The organism is Pseudomonas sp. LBUM1661 (genome assembly GCF_059695925.1).
In genome coordinates, this window is record NZ_CP166794.1 from 3,330,861 (window position 1) to 3,350,067 (window position 19,207).

Genomic DNA, 19,207 nt, shown 5'->3' on the forward strand with positions numbered 1-19,207 from the left:
GTAATTTTTCATGCAGCGCTTATTCATCGCTTTCCTGATCTGCCTGGGCTTCGTGCTCCCGGCCACCGCCCAGGCCTGGTGGCAGGACGACTGGCATTACCGCAAACAGATTTCGGTCGACACCACGCCGCAGGGCGCGGGCATCAACGAGGCCTTGGGCCGCACGGCGTTGCTAGTGCGCCTGCACACCGGCAACTTCACCTTCGACGGCGTCAAGGAAGACGGTTCGGACCTGCGCTTTGTCGCTGCCGATGACAAGACGGTGCTCAACCACCAGATCGAAAGCTTCGACCCACTCATGGGCATGGCGCTGATCTGGGTCGATGTACCGAAAGTCGAGGGTGGCCAGCGTCAGGACATCTGGATGTATTACGGCAACCAGAAAGCCCCGGCTACCGGCAACGGTCAGCTCACGTTCGATCCAAACTACACCGCGCTTTACCATTTCGACGGTGCCAACGGCACGCCAGCCAAAGACACAACGGCTTACGGCAACACCGCGCAAAGCGCGACCGGCACCAGCATCGATGGCGTGATCGGGCGGGCGTTGCAATGGACCGGTCAACCGTTGTTGTTACCGGCCAGCCCATCGCTGCAACACACCGCTGGCAGTGCGTTCACCTTCAGTGCCTGGCTGCGTCTGGATCAGGCCAATGGCGAGCAGTTGCTGCTGAGCCGCCGCGAAGGCACCAACAGCCTGTTGCTGGGCTTGAACCAGGGCCTGCCGTTCGTGGAAATTGACGGTCAGCGCGCCGTGTCGACCCAACCGCTGAACCCCGGCCAATGGCAGCACCTGGCGCTGACCGCCGAAGGCAGCAAGGTCTCGCTGTACGTCAACGGTCGTGAAACCGCGAGCCTCGCCGTGGCCATGCCGGCCTTCAACTCAATCATGGCCATCGGCGCCGATCTGCCGAGCGAAACCGCCAGCGTTTATCTGCCCTTCAGCGGTGCGATGGATGAGCTGCGCCTGTCCAAGATCGCCCGACCTGCCGCGCAACTGCTGGCCGATGCGAATGCCCAGGGCGCCGAGTCGAAACTGGTGGCTTACGGTGTCGACGAAGAGCAGTCGGGCTACGGCTTCGGCAGCCTCGGTTTCCTGCTGAACGCGGTGCCGATGGACGCCTGGGTGATCATCGCGGTGCTGGTGCTGATGATGTTCCAGTCGTGGGTCATCATGATTCGCAAGAACCGCATGGTCAGCCGGGTCAGCGCCTCCAACGAAGCCTTCCGCGAGCAGTTCGCCAACGTTGGCACGCGTCTGGAAATGTTCGCCGACGATCAGGACCTGGCTCAGCGTCTGCAGTATTCCTCGCTCTGGCGTTTGTATCAGGTCGCGGTCAAGGAAATCCGCACCCGCCGCGATCAGGGCGCCGACACCTCGTCGGTCTCGGCCGCGACCATCGAAGCCATTCGCTGCTCCATGGACGGTGTGCGCACCCGCGAAAACCAAGCGCTCAGTTCAAAACTCTCGACCCTTTCCAACGCCATTGCCGGCGGCCCGTACATCGGCCTGCTTGGCACGGTGCTGGGGATCATGGTGGTGTTCCTCGGCACGGCGATGGCCGGTGACGTCAACATCAACGCCATTGCGCCCGGTATGGCTGCTGCGTTGCTGGCCACGGCCATGGGCCTTTTCGTCGCGATTCCGGCGCTGTTTGGCTACAACCGACTGATCACCCGCAACAAGGAAGTCAGCGCCGACATGCGCGTGTTCGTCGATGAGTTCATCACCCGTCTGGCCGAGATGCACGGTGAGAGCCAGTTCAGTGAAGCGGCCCATCGCCGTGGCAACCACACCCATCCGTCCGTACCGGCCTGAGGAGCACCGACATGGCTTCCGTAAATGCCTCCCACGACGATGACGATGATGCCCCGGTGGACAGCATCAACATCACGCCCTTGGTGGACGTGCTGATGGTGGTGCTGGTGATGTTCATCCTCACCGCCACCGCACAGGTCTCCGGCATCCAGATCAACCTGCCCAAGGCCAGTGCCTCGGTGTCGCTGTCCGAAGCCAAGACCAAGGCGATTTCGGTCAACGACGGCGGTCAGGTGTTCCTCGATGCGTACCCGGTGACGCTGGCAGAACTTGAAGATCGCCTGCGCATCGAGAAGGCCCAGAACCCCGACTTCCCGGTGATCGTGCGCGGCGACGCCCTGGTCCAGTACCAGAAAGTCATCGAGGTGCTGGACCTGTTGCGCCGTCTTGAGTTGTCCCAGGTCGGTCTCGTCACCGGCAAACCGAGCCAGGGCTGACCATGACCGCACAACAACCCTTCAAGCCGCTGCCGCTGAAACCGTCGCCCGTGCGCTTTGTGAAGTGGGGCGCCGGGGTGCTGATCGCTGGCGTGGCCGCGTGGTTTCTCTGGCAATGGGCCAACGACATGAGCGGCGTGCGCCGGGAAGCGCCGAAGGTGCCGACGATTATTCCGTTGCCGCCGCCGCCACCTCCGCCGCCGGAAAAGCCTCCGGAACCGCAGACACCCGTGGAAGAAAAAATGGTCGAGCCCGAGCCGACGCCCGAACCCGAAGAGGTCAAGCCTGAGGAAGAGGCGCCGCCGAGCCCGGCGGACGATCTGGCCAACCCGATGCAAATGGACGGCGACGCCCAGTCCGGCAACGACGCGTTCAACATCGGCGCCGGCAAGGGTGGTGGTATGGCCGGTGGAGGCGGGCGCGTGGGCAATGGCACTTACAGCCAGTTCCTGGCGTTCACTTTCCAGCGCTTGCTGCGCGAAAACCCGGAGCTGCGCAACCTCGCCTTTGCGCTGCAGGCCGACGTCTGGCTGAGCAGCGTCGGCGAGATCACCCGGGTGGAATTGGTGAAGTCCAGCGGCAACCCGCAAGTCGACACCCAGGTACTCGCCGCGTTGCGCAATGCGCCGCACTTAACGGAACGGCCACCGGCCTCCCTGACTTTACCCGTGCGCCTGTCCCTGCAAGGGCGGCGTCCGGGTTAACCGAATATTCAGAGTTTTGCCAAAAGGAGTTGTGTGCAGATGATTTCCAACGTGAATCGATTGTCCCTGGCGGTCGGCATGGTCATTGCGACCCTGGTCGGGCACGCGGCGGCAGCGCCTGCGCCCTCGGAAAACGCCACGATCAATCTGATCCGCTTGCTGGTCGAGCAAGGCGTGTTGAAACAGGACAAGGCCGAAGCGCTGATTGCCCAGGCCCAGAACGAAGCGACGCAGGCCCGTCAGGCCGCGAGTGCTCCAACCGCAGTCGCCGCAGGTCCGGCCGCCGTCCCCGGCGATGTGCGGGTGCAGTATGTGCCGGCGGCGGTTCGCGATCAGATCCGCGACCAGGTCAAGGCTGAAGTCATGGCCACCGCCAAGCAGGAAAACTGGGCTCAACCCAATACCTTTCCGGACTGGGTGTCGCGCATCAGCTTCGACGGCGACATTCGCCTGCGTGACGAGTCGCGCTATTACTCGGGCACCAACAGCAACGAAATCGTCGACTTCGCCAAGCTCAACAACAACGGCCCGTTCGACGTGAACCCCAACAGCAGCACCAGCCTGCCGCCGTTGCTCAACACCCGCGAAGACCGCGAAAACCTGTTCCGCCTGCGGGCACGCCTGGGCATGAAAGCAGTGATCAGCCCGGAATGGACCGCCGGCATCCGTATTGGCACCGGTTCGGACAACAACCCGGTGTCGACCACGCAAACCCTCGGCGGTGGTTTCGGCAAGAAAGACATCTGGCTCGATCAGGGCTACCTGACCTGGAGACCGTCCGATCAGTTGACCCTGACCGGCGGGCGTATCGCCAACCCGTTCATGTCCACCGACATGCTCTATTCCAATGACCTGAATTTCGATGGCGTGGCAGCAATTTTCGACCACAAGCTCAACCGCGATTGGGGCCTGTTCGGCACCGTCGGTGCGTTCCCGGTCGAGTACACCAACGACACCACCAGCAGCAACGGCTTCGACAAGGAAGACAGCGACAACAAGTGGCTCTACGGCGCACAGATCGGCGCCAATTGGGCGATCAACTCCAGCAACCGCGTCAAGGGTGCGCTGGCCTATTACCGTTTCGACGACATCGAAGGCCAGCGCTCCAGCCCCTGCGAACCGTGGTCCGGCGAGCCGGGTTGCGACACCGATGGCAGTCGCTCGGCGTTCATGCAGAAGGGCAACACCGTGTTCCTGTTGCGCGACATCACGCCGAACCCGCTCAACCCGGCCGCCACACCGCAACCGCAATTCGTCGGCCTGGCCTCGGAATTCAATCTGCTGGACTTGAACTTCGTGTGGGACGCCGATCTGCCGGAAAACTTCAAACTGCGCAGCCAAGCCAACTACGTGCACAACCTCGGTTACGACGAAGGCGACATGCGCAAGCGTTCGGCCGGACAGATCGTCAACAACCTCGACAGCGACGGCAACATCGAAAGCGGGGCGAATGCGTGGATGGTTCAGTTCACCCTCGGCAGCGAACTGGAGTTGAAGAAGCAGGGCGCCTGGAACGTCTTCGCGGGCTACAAATACATCCAGCCGGACGCCTTGCCTGACGGCTTCAACGATTCGTCGTTTCACCTCGGCGGCACCAACGCCAAAGGCTATTTCCTGGGCGGCAACTACGGTCTGGCGAAGAACGTCGTCGCCACCGGTCGCTGGTTGAATTCCGAGGCGGTGTACGGCGCGCCGTTCGACATCGACGTCTTGCAGCTTGAAATCAACACGCGCTTCTAAGGCGCCGGGAGAGCTTCATGAACACAAAAATCCTGCTGTTGGCCTTGGGTGTACTGGTGACTCAAGGGGCCAGCGCCGAAGGCATGGAGGAACGCCTGCGCACGCAACTGCGCAGCACCACCCAGCAATTGCAGGCGCTGCAAAGCCAACAGGCCCAGGCCAGCGCCGCGCAAGTGGCCGCCGAAAACCAGGCCAAGGCTGCTCAGGCGCAAATCAAGCAATTGACCGCGGCGCTGGCCAAGGCCAACGGCGTTGCCGAACAACTGGCCGGGCAGCACGACAGCCTGCGCAGCCAGGCTCAAGCGCAAGCTCAGGCCAGCAGCGAGCAGATCGGCAAGTTCAAGAACGCCTACGAGGAACTGTTGGTAATGGCGCGGGGCAAAGAAGCCGAACGTTCCAGGTTGGCGGCGCAATTGGCCGAACGTGACACACAAATGCAGCAATGTTCGGTCAAGAATCAACAGATGTATGGCGTGGCCAAGGACATTCTCACGGCTTACGAAAAAATCGACGTCGCCGAGGTGATGAAGATTCGCCAACCGTTCGCCGGGGCTGCCCGGGTCAAGTTCGAAGAACTGGCCCAAGGCTTTGGCGACGCACTCTACAAGACGCAATTCGACGCGCCGCAAGCCGCGATCGCTCACTGAAAAACAGGGAAGAACAGCACATGACTCAATTGATCAGCCACGTTTCGCCTCAGTCCCTCACCGATGTCCTGCAAGCCGCCGGTTACCGGGTCAACCAGACCGAACAGAACGGCATCGTCCAGCTGCTGAGTGCCAGCCAGGGCATTGGTTATGCGGTGCGTTTTGGCAATCCGGCTGCCGAGCAGGGCCGCTATGTCGACTTCACGTTCAGCTGCGCTTTGCGGGTCCAGGGCGAGTTGCCGGCCGGGCTGGCGGAACTGTGGAACGCTTCGCGACGGTTTGCCCGGTTGTCGGTGCAGGGCGAGTTTCTGGTGATGGAAATGGACGTGGTCGTCGCCGCCGGTGTGAGCGACGAACACCTGCGAGGCAACCTTGAACTGTGGGATCGCTTGCTTCAGGAATTCATCGTTTACCTACGTGAATACAGCCAGAACGCTGCGCAGTTGCAGGCCCAGGCCGGAACCGTCGAGGCCCCGGTGCAAGAGGTGCCAGCCCTGTGAAGAAGCGCACAGTAGTCGCCAGCGCAGGCGCGTTGGCCGTGGTGGTCGCCGTCGGGTTGGGATTGCGTCCGGGTAATGACCCGGTCGCGGCTCAGCAATCTGCGCCCGCGGTATTGAAAACCAGTGAGCCGGCGATTGCGCGGCTGGGCAATCAGCAGGTGGGCCCTGATGAACTCAAAGCGTTGTTGGCAACGTTGCCGCCCGAGTCACGCGAACAATTGCGGGCTAATCGCGGGGCACTGGAAAGCTGGATTCGCTCACGGTTGGCCGAGAAAACAGTGCTCGAACAGGCCGATGCCCAAGGCTGGCGTCAGCGTCCGGAAGTCGAGCAGCAAACCCGTGCGGCCACCGAGCAGATCGTCTTTCGCGATTACTTGCAGTCGGTCAGCCAGGTGCCACCCGACTACCCCGATGCCGCCGAATTGCAGCAGGCTTATGAAGCGGGCAAGTCTGGCTGGATGACGCCGCCGATGTACCGCGTCAGCCAGATTTTCCTCGGCGCTGCCGATCCGCAAACGCTCGAAACCGTGCGCAAGCAAGCGGCTGAACTGAGCAAGAAAGCCCAGGCGACGCCAGCGGAGTTTGCCGCGCTGGCAAGTCAGTACTCGCAAGATCGCGCCAGCGCTGAACGCGGCGGCGATACCGGGATGCAACCGCTACAGCAACTGGTACCCGAAGTACGCGGCGTGGTGGCGCGACTCAAAGTGGGTGGCGTGTCGGAGCCGGTGCAAAGCACGGCGGGGTTTCATGTGATCAAACTCACCGAGTCGCAACCGGCACGGCTGGCAACCCTGGACGAACTGCGCGAGCGCTTGACCCAGGCGTTGCGCGCCCAGCGTCAGGAGCAGATCGCCAAGGCTTATCTGGACGGCATGCTCAATACCGCGACGTTGAGTATCGACGGCGCGGTGTTGAACAAGGTGTTGGAGGAGACGCTTTAACTCACTGTAGGAGCGTGTTTGCTCGCGATGATGGTTTTATATCCAGGATTTACAGTGACTGATTCACCACCATCGCGAGCAAGCTCGCTCCTACAGAGGGGCCGTGAGCTTCTGTAGCACCGCAAGCAAACCAACAACAAAGATCGACAGGGAGTCATCGATGTCTTTGATAGAACCCACATGGCGTCAGGGTGTTACCGGTTACCGGTCCTTCGAAATAAAGTCGTCATCCTGGCTGGAGCTGGCGACCGGGATCGATGCTGAGGTGGCGCAATGTTTTATGGTCAGCGCCCGTTGTGGATGTTTCATGCAGGCCGCACGCAGCCTCAATATCAAGCCAAGCCTGCTGCGCAAGCACCTGGCGCTGCTCGAAGATCAGCTGCAGCGCACGCTGTTCCGATTCCAGGGCAGTGAACTGACGTTGAGCCGCGACGGGCAGCAGTTGCAGGCGCAGTTGATTGCGTTGGTGCATGAGCGCAAGTTGCCGGTGATCGAACAGCCGCTGATTCGTCTGGCGGTCGCCGAAACCATCCTGCATGACATTCTCGGTCGCGATCTGGTGGCCTTGCTGCGTCGCAACGCCAGCGTGCGCCTGGACATCATCACCCTGGACAGTGAGCTTTCCTTGCAAGCGGTCAGTGCCGATGTGGTGGTGTGGCTGGCCGGTACAGACTCGCCGTTGCCAGGCCCGAGTTTTACCGTCAGTGAGCCGCAGCGTCTGGCGCGGCTGGATTACTCGCCGCACATCGCCAAGCGATATTCGCGGGTGGCGTCGCGCCCGGACTGCGTGGATGACCTGGCCGATTTCATGCTGGTGCAATGGCAGCATGACCATCAGGTCGAGGATTTCTTGCCGTGGAACAGTGTGGTGGATCAGCGTCTGGCCGGGGTGGTGCAGTTGCATTCGTACGAATTGATGCTCGAGATGATCCGGTGCAGCGCGTGCATTGGCCTGCTGCCGCATTACATGAGCCAGTTCGACCGGGGGCTGATTGCCTTGCCGGGGCTGTTTAGCCAGCCGATGCAGCGTCAGGTGTGGATGGCGGTCAATACCGATTCTCAGGATGAGGATGGGGTGCAGATGATTGTCGAGCTGATCCACAACACCTTCAACGAACGCAGGGAATGGTTCGAAGGCTGATCCCGGTTCAAAAATGTGGGAGCGGGCTTGCTCGCGAAGAAGGCGTGTCAGTCGACATCTACGCATCTGACACCGCGCCCGCATCGGTTCTCGCCATTCAGGAAGAGGGCGTTGTAGAGTGAACGGCCATGTCTGCCTCAAGGATGAATCACCCATGACCGCCACCGAGTCTGTCATTACCCTCGAACGCCTCAACGAATCCCACATCGAGGGCATCGCTGCGCTTTACCACGAACCCTCAATCGCTCGCCAAACCCTACAAATTCCGTTTCCGTCCACCGAGACCTGGCGCAAACGCCTGGTGTCGGACAATGAACGGGTGGTGCAACTGGTGGCACTGCATCAAGGGGCGGTGATCGGCAGCATTACCCTGGAACAGTTTCCGCGCATCCGTCGCAGTCATGCCGGCAGCTTTGGCATGGGCGTCGCGCAGGCCTGGCAGGGCAAGGGCGTCGGTTCGAAACTGCTCGCGGCGGCGCTGGACATCGCCGACAACTGGATGAACCTGCGCCGGGTCGAGCTTTCGGTCTACACCGACAACGAAGCCGCCATCGCCTTGTACCGCAAGTTCGGCTTCGAAAACGAAGGCGTGTTTCGCGACTACGCGGTGCGTGACGGTGTATTCGTCGATACCTTGAGCATGGCGCGCCTGCGTTCCATGCCCAAATCCTCTTAGGTCAGTCTTCCAGTGCAAACGCCACCGCCGCCTGCGCATGCAGTTCGGTGGTGTCGAGCAGGGGCAGGGCGCTGTGTTCGGGTTTGATCAGCAGGCCGATTTCGGTGCAGCCGAGGATGATGGCCTGGGCGCCGCGCCGGGTCAGCGATTCGATGACCCGCTGATAGACCTGGCGCGACGTTTCGCTGATCACCCCGACGCACAATTCGTCATAAATGATCCGGTGCACGGCCTGACGTTCATCGGCCTCCGGCACCAGCACGGTCAAGCCTTGCGCGGCGAGGCGCTCCTTCAGGAAGTCCTGCTCCATGGTGAACGCCGTGCCCAGCAAACCGACCTTCAACGCACCGGCCTCGACCGCTGCCTGACCGGCCGGGTCGGCAATGTGCAGGAACGGAATGCTGATCGCCGCCTGAATCTGTGCGGCCACTTTGTGCATGGTGTTGGTGCACAGCACCACGCAATCGGCGCCACCAGCCTCCAGCCGTCGCGCCGCATCCACCAGGATCAGCGCCGCATCGTCCCAGCGCCCGGCATGTTGCGCCTGTTCGACAGGCCCGAAGTCGACGCTGTACATTAGCAATTTGGCCGAACGCAACGGCCCGAGCCGGTCGCGCACCTGTTGGTTGATGAGGCGGTAATACTCGGCGCTGGACTCCCAGCTCATGCCGCCGATAAGGCCGATGGTGCGCATGCTGTGCTCCTGTTGTTGGCAACCCTTTGCTTGAGAGTCTCCCGTGAATCCGGGTTTCGATCTATCAGGAAATTTCACATGCCTTCAGTGCTGAGCCAGGACTTGCTGGGCGGCAGACTCTGCCTGCAACTGTTGCCTCGCGCGGCGTATAGCGCGCGGGATCCCGCGCAGTGGCAAACCCTGGGCGTGACGCTGGAGCGTCAGCAAGGCGTGCATGCGATCGATTCGGATCAGCGGGTCGATTTCGACACACTGCCTGGCGTGCTGGCCTACACCCCGGTTGGCGTGGAAGTGTTTTCCGAGTCGGCCAGCGGTGGCGAATACCTGCTGATGCGCCTGGGCGATCAATTGGCAAACGAGTATTTGCCCGTCGTTGGCCACCGTGTGCAGTCCGCAGGCAATCGACAGGCGCTGAGTCTGGCCAGGGAAGTGAGGCGGCTATTGCTTGCACCTCAACCCGACACCCTGGCACTGGAGCAATGTGCATTGGGTTTCATCAGGCTTGCTCAACGGCACAGCGAAACCACCCACCGCGCCATGCCCAAGGCCTTCACCCGTGTACTGGATCAGATCGCCGAGCAGTTCCATCAGCCACTGACGCTGGAACAACTGGCCGCCACCTACGGGCAAAACGAACTGCGCTTTCTGCGCGACTTCACCCGGGCGATCGGCCTGACGCCCCACGCTTACATTGTGGAAGTACGGCTTCAAGCGGCCCGTCGGATGATCGAAACCACTGACCTGTCACTGGCCAGCATCGCCCTCGACAGCGGTTTCGCCCATCAGTCGCACATGGGCAGCGCCTTCCGCAAATACCTGGCCATGACCCCCAGCCACTACCGCTCACACTTTTAGTCGTACGCCCGTTGCGCGCATCTGCCATGCTCAAAGTCCGCAGCACCGCTTCAACCAAAGGAACACTGCAATGGACGACGTACAGCAACTGGGTGAGATGCTTCGCCACTACGCAGAAAGCGAAGCGCACAAGAAACAACTGTTTGAGTCGCAATCGGCCGTGTGGGCGACGCGCATTGGTGAGCTGTTCGATCAGATCCAGCAATGGCTGGAACCGGTCCAGGCGCCGAACCTGCTGGAAGTGAGCCGCGAAGCGTATGTCGCCTCGGGGCCGAGCGTGCCGGTCGAGACGTCGACCTTCAAGACCGAGAAGCTGTCCATTGTGATCGCCGGCAAACCGGTGGAGTTCGTGCCGGATGTGATGGGCGCGGGCGGGCAGATCTCACTGGCCGTGATGGGCCTGACCGCCGCGCGTTATGGCAGCATTTCGCTGGTGTGCCTGCCGCCGTCCAGCAACTGGCAGTGGCGCAAGACCAATGGCCTGAAAGACCCGGACACCTTCGCGTTTGACGCGAACTTCCTGGCGCAGCAGCTGCAGAGCCTGATCCCCCGAGAACGCAGCTAACACAGACCCCTGTAGGAGCGAGCTTGCTCGCGAAAGCGGCACAGTCAACCCTGATGTTGCCTGACACACCGCTTTCGCGAGCAGGCTCGCTCCCACAATGATCGGCGTTGTCTCAAATTTCGAGGTTGCCCCAACCCGGCTTCAGCGATTCAGGCGCCACCGCCTTCACCGTCTTCCCCGTCGCCAATTCCACCCGCCGCGCTACCTCCGGGTCATCGGCAAACGGAATCAAACTCGCATCCTCCAGGCTGTCTGCCGTCTCGTGCTTCAAGCAGTATTCGACCGCCAGCCAAAGCCCGACCACGCCCAACACATTCAGCACGACTTCAATCATCTCAAGCTCCTTGCCTCAGGCAATCTGCGCTTCACGCTCGGCCATCGACACGTCGGCTACCCGCACCGTGCGCCAAACGTTGTAGGCCATCAGCAGCATCCCGCTGAGGAAAAACACCCCGCCGACAAAGCGCACCACGAAGCCCGGATGGCTGGCCTGCAAGGCTTCGACGAAGGAATAGGTGAGCGTGCCGTCGTCGTTGATCGCACGCCACATCAAGCCTTGGGTGATGCCATTGACCCACATCGAGGCGATGTACAACACCGTGCCGATGGTCGCGAGCCAAAAGTGCAGGTTGATCAGCGGTGTGCTGTGCATCTGCTCTCGGCCAAAGACTTTCGGGATCATGTGGTACAGCGAACCGAAGGTAATCATCGCCACCCAACCGAGTGCGCCGGCATGCACGTGGCCGATGGTCCAGTCGGTGTAGTGGGAGAGGGCGTTCACGGTTTTGATCGCCATCATCGGCCCTTCGAAGGTCGACATGCCGTAGAAGGCCAGGGACAACACCAGGAAGCGCAGGATCGGGTCGGTGCGCAATTTATGCCAGGCGCCGGACAGCGTCATCATGCCGTTGATCATCCCGCCCCAACTCGGCGCCAGCAGGATCAACGACATCGCCATGCCGAGCGACTGTGCCCAGTCCGGCAAAGCCGTGTAGTGCAAATGGTGCGGGCCGGCCCAGATGTACAGGGTGATCAGCGCCCAGAAGTGCACGATCGACAACCGATAGGAATACACCGGCCGTCCGACCTGTTTTGGCACGAAGTAATACATCATCCCGAGGAAACCGGTGGTCAGGAAAAACCCCACGGCGTTGTGCCCGTACCACCACTGGACCATGGCGTCGGTGGCCCCGGAATACACCGGATAGGACTTGAACCAGTCCACCGGAATCGCCAGGTGGTTGACCACGTGCAGCATCGCAATCACCACGATGAACGCGCCAAAGAACCAGTTGCCGACGTAGATATGCTTGGTCTTGCGCTGCACCACGGTGGTGAAGAATACGATGGCGTAAGCGACCCACACGACAGTCATCCACACCGCGCCGGAGAACTCGATCTCGGCGTATTCCTTGGTGGTGGTGTAGCCCAGCGGCAAGGTGACCAGCATCACCACGATGACCGACTGCCAGCCCCAAAAGGTGAACGCGGCGAGCTTGTCGGAAAACAGCCGCACCTGGCAGGTACGTTGTACCGCGTAATAACTGGCAGCGAATTGCGCACTGCCGGCGAAACCGAAAATCACCAGGCTGGTGTGCAGCGGTCGCAAGCGGCCGAAGGTGGTCCACGGCAGGTCTAGGTTCATCTCGGGCCACACCAGTTGCGAGGCGATCCACACCCCCATCGCCATCCCCACGACGCCCCAGACGATGGTCGCCACGACGAATTGGCGGACGACCTTGTAGTTATAGGCCTGTCCGATTGTTGCTGTGCTCATGGTCAATGCTTCCACGGTTGCAAAGGCTTGCCAGACCACCCGGCCTGGCCTGTGATGCACTGTAGAAACCCTGCCGGAAACAAAACAGACTCAGGAAAACTTCATTTATGCGGATCAGATGTTGCCCATGCCTGCGGCCATTTGCCGCTGGCTGATATGGTTTTTTTGCAATCAGGTGAATCTGTAACGTCCTGCGCCGCAGGTGCATAGTCATCACCTCAAAAACGAGCCGCAAGTCTGGTGCCGAACAGTTGAAGAGTTGAACGCCGCAACCCTTGTGGGAGCGGGCTCGCCCGCGATGGCTGAGTCAAATTCGATAAAGATGTCGACTTACCTACCGCTATCGCGGGCAAGCCCGCTCCCACAGGTTTTTGCGTCTTGACTGACTGGCATTAGCCGCAGAGCCCGATCAATCCTGATGAGGTAGCCACATGTATCAGTACGATGACTATGACCGGGCGCTGGTGTTCGAGCGGGTTGCGCAGTTTCGCGATCAGGTCGAACGCTTCATGGCGGGTGAGTTGAGCGAGGAAGAGTTCCTGCCGTTGCGCTTGCAGAACGGCCTGTACATGCAAAAGCACGCCTACATGCTGCGCGTGGCGATTCCTTACGGAACCCTGAGCGCCAACCAGATGCGCACGCTGGCGAGCATCGCCCGTGATTACGATCGCGGCTACGGCCACTTCACCACCCGGCAGAACATGCAGTTCAACTGGATCGAACTGGCCCAGGTGCCGGACATCCTCGAACGCCTGGCCCAGGTCGAAATGCACGCGATCCAGACCTCTGGCAACTGCGTGCGCAACATCACCACCGAAGCCTTCGCCGGGGTTGCGGCGGACGAGATGATCGACCCGCGACCGCTGGCGGAAATCCTTCGGCAATGGTCGACCATCAACCCGGAATTCCTGTTCCTGCCACGCAAGTTCAAGATCGCCATCTGCTCGGCGGAGCAGGACCGCGCCGCGATCATGATGCACGACATCGGCCTCTACCTTTATCCGGGCGCGGACGGGCAAATGCTCCTGCGGGTGATCGTCGGTGGAGGGCTGGGGCGTACGCCGATCCTCGGTCTGCAGATCCGCGAAGGCTTGCCGTGGCAGCACCTGCTGTCCTACGTCGAGGCGGTGCTGCGGGTCTACAACCGTCATGGCCGGCGGGACAACAAGTACAAGGCGCGCATCAAGATTCTGGTCAAGGCGCTGGGCATCGAGGCCTTCGCCAAAGAAGTGGAGGAGGAGTGGCAGTACCTCAAGGACGGTCCGGCACAGTTGACCGACATCGAATATGAGCGCGTCGCCAGTGCCTTCGTCGCGCCTGATTACCGCGCGCTGTCCGACACCGACCTGGAGTTCGGCACACGCCTGGCTGAAAACCCGGTCTTCGCCCGTTGGGTCACGCGCAATGTCCAGCCGCACAAAGTGCCGGGTTACGTCAGCGTGGTGCTGTCGACCAAACCGGGCATCGCTTCGCCGCCGGGTGATGTCACTGGCGAACAAATGGACGCCGTGGCCGCCTGGTCCGAGCAATTCGGTTTCGGTGAGATCCGTATCGCTCATGAGCAGAACATTGTCTTGCCGGATGTGCCAAAGGCGGATTCGTTCGCGCTCTGGAGCCTGGCTTGCGAGCAAGGCCTGGGCTGCGCCAATGTCGGTTTGCTGACCGACATCATCGCCTGCCCCGGCGGTGACTTCTGTGCGCTGGCCAATGCCAAGTCGATCCCGATCGCCCAAGGGATCCAGGGGCGTTTCGAAGACCTTGATTACCTGCATGACCTGGGCGACATCAGCCTCAACATCTCCGGTTGCATGAACGCTTGCGGCCACCACCACATCGGCAATATCGGCATTCTGGGGGTCGATAAGAACGGCAGTGAGTGGTACCAGATCACCCTCGGCGGCTCCCAGGGCAAGAACAGTGCACTGGGCAAAGTCATCGGCCCCTCGTTCAGCGCGGCTGAAGTGCCCGACGTGATCGAGCGGATCATCGCCACGTTCGTGCGTTACCGCGAGAGCGAGGAGTTGTTCGTCGACACCTTGCAGCGCATCGGGCTGGAGCCGTTCAAAGAGGAGGTTTATCCGAAACTGCTGGAGGTGTCGGCATGAACAATCTGCTGCGATTGGAGGAAGGCGTGGCACGGATTGACGCCGACGATCCATGGACGCTGGTGCGGGAGGTCAACGAGGAATGGCCGGCCGGTGCAGTGATTCTGCCGTTGGCCCGTTGGCTTGAAGGCCCGCCGCAAAAGGGCGTGTGGCTGGGGCCGGACGACGAGGTGGAAAGCCTCAAACCGTGGTTTGCACACTTGCCGCTGATTGCCCTGGATTTTCCGAGTTTCCGTGACGGCCGTGCCTACAGCCAGGCGTACTTGCTGCGCACGCGATTGGGCTGGACCGGCGAGTTGCGTGCGGTGGGCGATGTGTTGCGTGATCAGCTCAGCCATATGCGTCAGTGCGGTTTTGATAGCTTCGCGGTGCGCGAAGACAAATCTGCGGAGGACGCGCTTAAAGGATTGGCGGGGATGAGTGTGTTGTACGGACGTTCGGTGATTGAGTCGAGGCCATTGTTTCGCCGACGGGGGTAAACCATCGGCGAAGAGGGCGCATCTGTTACGGCAGGATGCGCCAGGCGCTGGTCAGTTGATGCGAACCAGGGCTGCTTTTGCGTCTGGTGACAGCTGATCGATTTCCAGCAGCGTCAGCTCTTTTGGTGCTTCACCGGGCAATGGATTGCCAAGGTTGCCCGCGGCACCCTCGGGCAGTTTGTACATCGCGCCAGTCAACGGATCGACAACCAGCAAGCCAATCAGGCCACCGATCAGAATGTTGCCCCAGTACCAGCCACTCATGCTGGTTTCCAGTGTGGTGCTTGCATCGCCATACCCCTCTTTCTTGAAGGTAATGGTGTAGGCCTCGCCCTTGAAGTAGCCACGACCGGAAGGCAACGTCACGGTATTGGGTGTGGAGCCGTTATGCACGACCACACCGGCCTTGTTCGTGATAGTGAAGTTGGCACCGCTTGGGGTGCTCGATACGTTTACCGGGTACTTGCTGTTCCCGACGATGCTCGCGCAGCCCGAAGTCAGGAGTGTGGTGGTCAGGGCGGTAACGGTAAACAGCTTGCGGAGAGCTTCCATTGTTTTTCCTTGAGACAGGGCTTTGCCGTCATTGGCCGAGGCGTGCTTCATGTAGCCTCGAAATGTTATTCAGGGGTTATTTACGCGGCGGCGACTTTATCACTAGTGGCTCGGTGATATCATGCAAAAATTAGAATGAATTCATCTCAATCACTTGCACGGGCGGCGGGCATGCAAGGCAAGGAATTTCCGCTTGGGGCAGTGATGGCATTTTGATAAAGTCCGCGCATTCTCAAAAAGGAGTGGGTTATGCGCAGGATTTTTGCTGTTGGCTTGGTGGCCTTGATGTTGGCGGGGTGTGGTGCTCCAAAGTTGGACGGCACGACCGATGAGAGCCTGACTACCTCACTGGAAAAAGTCACGGCGGACATGCCTCAGGACAAGAAAGCCCAGCTACTGGAAGACTTGAAACTCATCACCTTCAGCAATATAGGCCAGGCGTTGAGTGGCCAGATTTCAGCCGAGCAAGCGAAATCGAACGTGCGCACAACGCTCAATGGCAAAACCGCGCAAGAGGTTGCAGTGATCGCTGCCGCCCTTCGTGCCGAGCGTGAGCTCAAGGAAAAACAGCAAGCCCTGGCCGAGATCAAGCAACTGCAAGACATTCAGCAGGCTGCGGAAAAAGCCAAGGTCGAGATGGCCAAGTTCCAGATTCTCAAATCAGAGTTCTACTTCACCGAGAAGAATAAAAACGTCGCGGCACCTCACGGTCAACCGGTGGTGGTTGCCAAGGTCAAGAACGGCACGGTGTATTCGGTGGCTCGTGTTGCTTTCAAAGGCACCGTGGCCAGCCCGGGGCGCGCCACGCCATGGTTCGTCGGCACTGTCGAGTTGCCGATTCCCGGCGGCATCGAGCCGGGCGAGTCGCCGACCTGGGAGATCACGCCGAACATGTTCAGCGATTGGGGCAAGCTGGATGCGCCGCCTGAGGCGCTGTTCAGCCTGGAAATCATCAAACTCACTGGTGCCGACGGCGCCGTGCTATTCGATGCCAGCGGCCTGACCCCGCAGCAGAGCGAGCGCCTGCTGGCGCTGCAGAACAAATACGCGTCCAACTGAACAATCAAAAAAAACCGTCGCAGCTGTCGAGCAGCGCGAGGCTGCGTTCGGCGGCTGCTACGGATAGAGGCGCTTAAGGATTATTTCAACGCCGGATCGCCCATGTTCATTTTCTTCCAGCCTTGCAGCAGCACCTGGGCTTTGGGTTCCTGCCCGTTGTCCAGGTAGTACTGGATCAGCGACAGCCGCGCATTGCGATTGGCCGGTTGTATCTTCAACAACCGTTCGAGCTCTTCGCAGGCTTGGTCGATTTTGCCGCTGTCGTGCAGCGCCACGGCCAGGACGTAGCCGTATTGGGCGTTCTGCGGTTCCAGTTGCGCGGCTTTGCGCAGGGCCGACATGGCTTGGTCCGATTTGCCCGCACGCACCAGCGACAAGCCTTGGGTATGTTGCAGCAGCGCGGCGTTCGGGTGTTCCTTGAGGCTCTGCGCCAGCAGCGTTTGAGCTTCCTGGCCGCGTCCGCTGGCTTCCAGCCATTGCACCAGGGTCACCAGCGCCGGGTAGAAATCCGGGTCGCGCTTAAGGGCGGTGCGCAGCAGTGCTTCGACTTCACTGCTGCGACCGCTGGCCTGGTAAAGCATGGCCAAGTTGAGATTGGCTTCGGCGCGTTCGGCCAGGCTCTTCTGCACGGCTTCGTATTCGGCAATGGCCGCATTCCAGTTGTCCTGTGCGGCGCCCAAGCCGGTGCGCGCCACGCTCAACAAATCCCGGGCGGCGGCGATGCGCACGGCCTTCACCGGATCGCTCAGCAACGGCGTCAACAACGACGCACGCTCCGGGGGTGGCAGGAACGCGCTGATTGCCCGAACGGCGCTTTCACGCACTTGCGGTGCCGGGTGGCTCAAGTCCTTGGTGGCCAGTTTCAGCGCCTGTTCGCTTGGGTACATCGCCAGTTCCACCAGCAGCGTTGCCCGTTGAATCGCCGGCAGGTTGCTGCGTTGCAGCTGCTCGTACAGGGCTTGTGCGGCGCCGGGCTGACCGTTGCGAATCAGCCACAGGCTTTCGTCATAGCGCGGCGCCTGTGCGGCATTGGTATTGGCGGTATTCCACCGTTTGAATTGCTCGGTGACCTTGTCACCGGCCTTGCCCTGGTGACAGGTCAGGCAGGCGTCCGGCGTACCGAGTTTTGTCGCCCGTTCGGGGTTGGGAATGCTGAAACTGTGGTCATGACGGAAGTCATTGCCCATGTAGAACTTGCCGGGCATGTGGCAATCCACGCACTGCGAGCCTGGCTGGCCCATGGCGTGGCGGGTGTGTTCGATGGAATCGTAATTTTTCGCTTGCAGGCCCTTGCCATCGACGCCTTCGACGGCGGTTTTGCCGGCGGTGTTGTGGCATTGCAGGCAGACGCCATTTCCCGGCGCCTTGAGCTCGGTGCTGTGCGGGTTGTGGCAGTTGCTGCAGCGCACGCCCTTGTCGAACATTTTGCTCTGGGCGAAGGAGCCGTGTTCGAACACTTCATCCTTGATCTTGCCGTTCAGTGCATACAACTCGCGGGTCAGGGCGCTCGGCAGGTAGTCATCCATCAGGCGTTTGCCAGCGGTAAAACCATCGCCCAGTGGCGCGCGGCGGGAGTGGCAGCGGGCGCAGGTTTCGATTTCGACGGTGGCGTTCTTGTCCTTGAGGTCGACGACAAAACCGGCGTGGATCAAGTCAGTCTTTTTCGCCGTCCATTCCAGGTGATTGGACGCTGGGCCGTGACAGGCCTGACAGCCGACGCCGAGACTGTTCCACTGACTGTCGAAGGTGTTTTTGGCCGCATCGAAATTGCGTTTGAAACCGGTGGTGTGGCACTCGACGCACATGAAGTTGGCGTTCTGGCTCGGCTTGCTCCAGTGCAGCGGGTCCTTGAAGTTCACGCCCTGGCCCGGATAGAGGTGAAACCAGCGCTGCTTCTCGGTATCCCAGGCCACGCCCAGGGCTTGCAGCCGACCTTCGCCGACCTCGATCAGGTATTGCTGCAACGGCGCGATGCCGAAGGTGTAGGCCACTTTGAAATCTGCGTTCTTGCCGTCAATGCCGGGGGTGTTGACCCAGAACCCGTCGTCCTTGCGCGAGAATCGTGTGGTCTCGTTTTCCGCTTTGAAGGTGACGTTGTTGAAGTCGCCGAGCATGGTTTCGGCGCTGGCTTGCTGCATCGCCAATTGATGATGCGAACCTTGCCAATCCTTGACCTGTTCGCTGTGGCAGCCCTGGCATTGCTGCTCATCGACCATCTTCGCAGGCTGCGCGGCAACCGGTTGCGGTTTGGCTGGCTGAGCCACGGGCGCGCTCACCGGTGCATAGGCCACGGGGGCCGGATTGCTGCTGAGCAGAAACCAGCCAATGCCCACGACGGCCACCAGCAAAACGCCAATGATGACGGGAAAAAGGTAACGATTAATCAAGGTCGGTGGCGAACCAGGGTTGGGGTTTACAGCTTTATTGTTATGTTTCGGCATTGCGACTTCCGTAGTCCAGGTGCGTTTGCCGTCAGGCGCGCGTTCAAGCGAGATGCAGCTTTGCCGGATGGCCGG

Annotated in this window: 19 protein-coding genes; 14 read left to right on the forward strand and 5 right to left on the reverse strand. The window is 60.8% G+C overall.

Annotated elements, in window-relative coordinates; translation table 11 throughout:
- Positions 1-10 precede the first annotated feature (10 nt).
- From ACA057_RS15240 to ACA057_RS15280, 9 genes are all read left to right on the forward strand, one after another.
- A complete protein-coding gene (locus ACA057_RS15240; protein WP_497349656.1) occupies positions 11-1,819 on the forward strand; it encodes a DUF2341 domain-containing protein in 1,809 nt (602 codons plus the stop codon).
- A gap of 11 nt (positions 1,820-1,830) precedes the next feature.
- Positions 1,831-2,256 carry an ExbD/TolR family protein gene (locus tag ACA057_RS15245; protein ID WP_497349658.1) on the forward strand — a complete coding sequence of 142 codons (426 nt, stop codon included), beginning with the start codon at positions 1,831-1,833 and terminating at the stop codon, positions 2,254-2,256.
- Positions 2,257-2,258: 2 nt separating this feature from the next.
- Entirely contained in the window at positions 2,259-2,960 is a 702-nt protein-coding gene (locus ACA057_RS15250) for an energy transducer TonB family protein (RefSeq protein ID WP_497349660.1), read from the forward strand.
- A gap of 39 nt (positions 2,961-2,999) precedes the next feature.
- The gene (locus ACA057_RS15255; RefSeq protein ID WP_497349662.1) at positions 3,000-4,700 is read left to right on the forward strand and encodes a putative porin; all 1,701 of its coding nucleotides are present in this window, start codon (positions 3,000-3,002) and stop codon (positions 4,698-4,700) included.
- Positions 4,701-4,717: 17 nt separating this feature from the next.
- The gene (locus ACA057_RS15260; protein WP_497349664.1) at positions 4,718-5,347 is read left to right on the forward strand and encodes a DNA repair protein; all 630 of its coding nucleotides are present in this window, start codon (positions 4,718-4,720) and stop codon (positions 5,345-5,347) included.
- A gap of 20 nt (positions 5,348-5,367) precedes the next feature.
- Positions 5,368-5,847 (forward strand): YbjN domain-containing protein, encoded by a 480-nt coding sequence (locus tag ACA057_RS15265; protein WP_497349666.1) that lies wholly within the window; start codon positions 5,368-5,370, stop codon positions 5,845-5,847.
- Complete coding sequence (locus ACA057_RS15270) at positions 5,844-6,788, forward strand: peptidylprolyl isomerase (protein ID WP_497349668.1); 945 nt, start codon at positions 5,844-5,846, stop codon at positions 6,786-6,788. The genes ACA057_RS15265 and ACA057_RS15270 overlap by 4 nt, the downstream gene beginning before the upstream one ends.
- Positions 6,789-6,948: 160 nt before the next feature.
- On the forward strand, positions 6,949-7,929 hold the full coding sequence (locus ACA057_RS15275) for a LysR substrate-binding domain-containing protein (protein ID WP_497349670.1): 981 nt from the start codon (positions 6,949-6,951) through the stop codon (positions 7,927-7,929).
- A 154-nt stretch (positions 7,930-8,083) separates the two neighbouring features.
- Positions 8,084-8,605 carry a GNAT family N-acetyltransferase gene (locus tag ACA057_RS15280; protein WP_497349672.1) on the forward strand — a complete coding sequence of 174 codons (522 nt, stop codon included), beginning with the start codon at positions 8,084-8,086 and terminating at the stop codon, positions 8,603-8,605.
- A gap of 1 nt (position 8,606) precedes the next feature.
- Here ACA057_RS15280 and ACA057_RS15285 read toward each other — a convergent pair whose 3' ends face one another.
- On the reverse strand, positions 8,607-9,299 hold the full coding sequence (locus ACA057_RS15285) for an aspartate/glutamate racemase family protein (protein ID WP_497349674.1): 693 nt from the start codon (positions 9,297-9,299) through the stop codon (positions 8,607-8,609).
- A gap of 78 nt (positions 9,300-9,377) precedes the next feature.
- Between ACA057_RS15285 and ACA057_RS15290 the strand changes: the two genes are divergently transcribed.
- Together ACA057_RS15290 and ACA057_RS15295 are read left to right on the forward strand one after the other, a co-directional pair.
- A complete protein-coding gene (locus ACA057_RS15290; protein WP_497349676.1) occupies positions 9,378-10,154 on the forward strand; it encodes a helix-turn-helix domain-containing protein in 777 nt (258 codons plus the stop codon).
- A 70-nt stretch (positions 10,155-10,224) separates the two neighbouring features.
- A complete protein-coding gene (locus tag ACA057_RS15295; RefSeq protein ID WP_059403489.1) occupies positions 10,225-10,719 on the forward strand; it encodes a hypothetical protein in 495 nt (164 codons plus the stop codon).
- 112 nt (positions 10,720-10,831) lie between these two features.
- On the opposite strand, the gene ACA057_RS15300 is transcribed toward ACA057_RS15295, so the two are convergent.
- Complete coding sequence (locus ACA057_RS15300; protein ID WP_497349678.1) at positions 10,832-11,053, reverse strand: cbb3-type cytochrome c oxidase subunit 3; 222 nt, start codon at positions 11,051-11,053, stop codon at positions 10,832-10,834.
- A gap of 15 nt (positions 11,054-11,068) precedes the next feature.
- Positions 11,069-12,496, reverse strand: coding sequence for a cytochrome-c oxidase, cbb3-type subunit I (ccoN, locus tag ACA057_RS15305; protein WP_497349680.1), 1,428 nt, complete (start codon positions 12,494-12,496; stop codon positions 11,069-11,071).
- A 431-nt stretch (positions 12,497-12,927) separates the two neighbouring features.
- Between ccoN and nirA the strand changes: the two genes are divergently transcribed.
- Together nirA and ACA057_RS15315 are read left to right on the forward strand one after the other, a co-directional pair.
- Positions 12,928-14,601: a nitrite reductase NirA gene (gene nirA / locus ACA057_RS15310; RefSeq protein WP_497349682.1), complete on the forward strand. Its 1,674-nt coding sequence runs from the start codon at positions 12,928-12,930 to the stop codon at positions 14,599-14,601.
- A complete protein-coding gene (locus tag ACA057_RS15315; protein ID WP_497349684.1) occupies positions 14,598-15,080 on the forward strand; it encodes a DUF934 domain-containing protein in 483 nt (160 codons plus the stop codon). Before nirA ends, ACA057_RS15315 begins: the two co-directional genes overlap by 4 nt.
- A 51-nt stretch (positions 15,081-15,131) precedes the next feature.
- Here the strand turns inward: ACA057_RS15315 and ACA057_RS15320 are convergent, their stop codons facing one another.
- Positions 15,132-15,632, reverse strand: coding sequence for a peptidase associated/transthyretin-like domain-containing protein (locus ACA057_RS15320; protein ID WP_497349686.1), 501 nt, complete (start codon positions 15,630-15,632; stop codon positions 15,132-15,134).
- 249 nt (positions 15,633-15,881) lie between these two features.
- Between ACA057_RS15320 and ACA057_RS15325 the strand changes: the two genes are divergently transcribed.
- Positions 15,882-16,691 (forward strand): DUF6694 family lipoprotein, encoded by an 810-nt coding sequence (locus ACA057_RS15325; protein WP_497349688.1) that lies wholly within the window; start codon positions 15,882-15,884, stop codon positions 16,689-16,691.
- An 80-nt stretch (positions 16,692-16,771) separates the two neighbouring features.
- Here ACA057_RS15325 and ACA057_RS15330 read toward each other — a convergent pair whose 3' ends face one another.
- Positions 16,772-19,132 carry a tetratricopeptide repeat protein gene (locus ACA057_RS15330; RefSeq protein WP_497349690.1) on the reverse strand — a complete coding sequence of 787 codons (2,361 nt, stop codon included), beginning with the start codon at positions 19,130-19,132 and terminating at the stop codon, positions 16,772-16,774.
- Between the last annotated feature and the right edge of the window lie 75 nt (positions 19,133-19,207).

Coding starts and splice junctions, on each gene's coding strand:
- ACA057_RS15240 (WP_497349656.1), top strand. CDS start 11: ATGCAGCGCTTATTCATCGCTTTCCTGATCTGCCTGGGCTTCGTGCTC.
- ACA057_RS15245 (WP_497349658.1), top strand. CDS start 1,831: ATGGCTTCCGTAAATGCCTCCCACGACGATGACGATGATGCCCCGGTG.
- ACA057_RS15250 (WP_497349660.1), top strand. CDS start 2,259: ATGACCGCACAACAACCCTTCAAGCCGCTGCCGCTGAAACCGTCGCCC.
- ACA057_RS15255 (WP_497349662.1), top strand. CDS start 3,000: ATGATTTCCAACGTGAATCGATTGTCCCTGGCGGTCGGCATGGTCATT.
- ACA057_RS15260 (WP_497349664.1), top strand. CDS start 4,718: ATGAACACAAAAATCCTGCTGTTGGCCTTGGGTGTACTGGTGACTCAA.
- ACA057_RS15265 (WP_497349666.1), top strand. CDS start 5,368: ATGACTCAATTGATCAGCCACGTTTCGCCTCAGTCCCTCACCGATGTC.
- ACA057_RS15275 (WP_497349670.1), top strand. CDS start 6,949: ATGTCTTTGATAGAACCCACATGGCGTCAGGGTGTTACCGGTTACCGG.
- ACA057_RS15280 (WP_497349672.1), top strand. CDS start 8,084: ATGACCGCCACCGAGTCTGTCATTACCCTCGAACGCCTCAACGAATCC.
- ACA057_RS15285 (WP_497349674.1), bottom strand. CDS start 9,299: ATGCGCACCATCGGCCTTATCGGCGGCATGAGCTGGGAGTCCAGCGCC.
- ACA057_RS15290 (WP_497349676.1), top strand. CDS start 9,378: ATGCCTTCAGTGCTGAGCCAGGACTTGCTGGGCGGCAGACTCTGCCTG.
- ACA057_RS15295 (WP_059403489.1), top strand. CDS start 10,225: ATGGACGACGTACAGCAACTGGGTGAGATGCTTCGCCACTACGCAGAA.
- ACA057_RS15300 (WP_497349678.1), bottom strand. CDS start 11,053: ATGATTGAAGTCGTGCTGAATGTGTTGGGCGTGGTCGGGCTTTGGCTG.
- ccoN (WP_497349680.1), bottom strand. CDS start 12,496: ATGAGCACAGCAACAATCGGACAGGCCTATAACTACAAGGTCGTCCGC.
- nirA (WP_497349682.1), top strand. CDS start 12,928: ATGTATCAGTACGATGACTATGACCGGGCGCTGGTGTTCGAGCGGGTT.
- ACA057_RS15315 (WP_497349684.1), top strand. CDS start 14,598: ATGAACAATCTGCTGCGATTGGAGGAAGGCGTGGCACGGATTGACGCC.
- ACA057_RS15320 (WP_497349686.1), bottom strand. CDS start 15,632: ATGGAAGCTCTCCGCAAGCTGTTTACCGTTACCGCCCTGACCACCACA.
- ACA057_RS15325 (WP_497349688.1), top strand. CDS start 15,882: ATGCGCAGGATTTTTGCTGTTGGCTTGGTGGCCTTGATGTTGGCGGGG.
- ACA057_RS15330 (WP_497349690.1), bottom strand. CDS start 19,132: ATGCCGAAACATAACAATAAAGCTGTAAACCCCAACCCTGGTTCGCCA.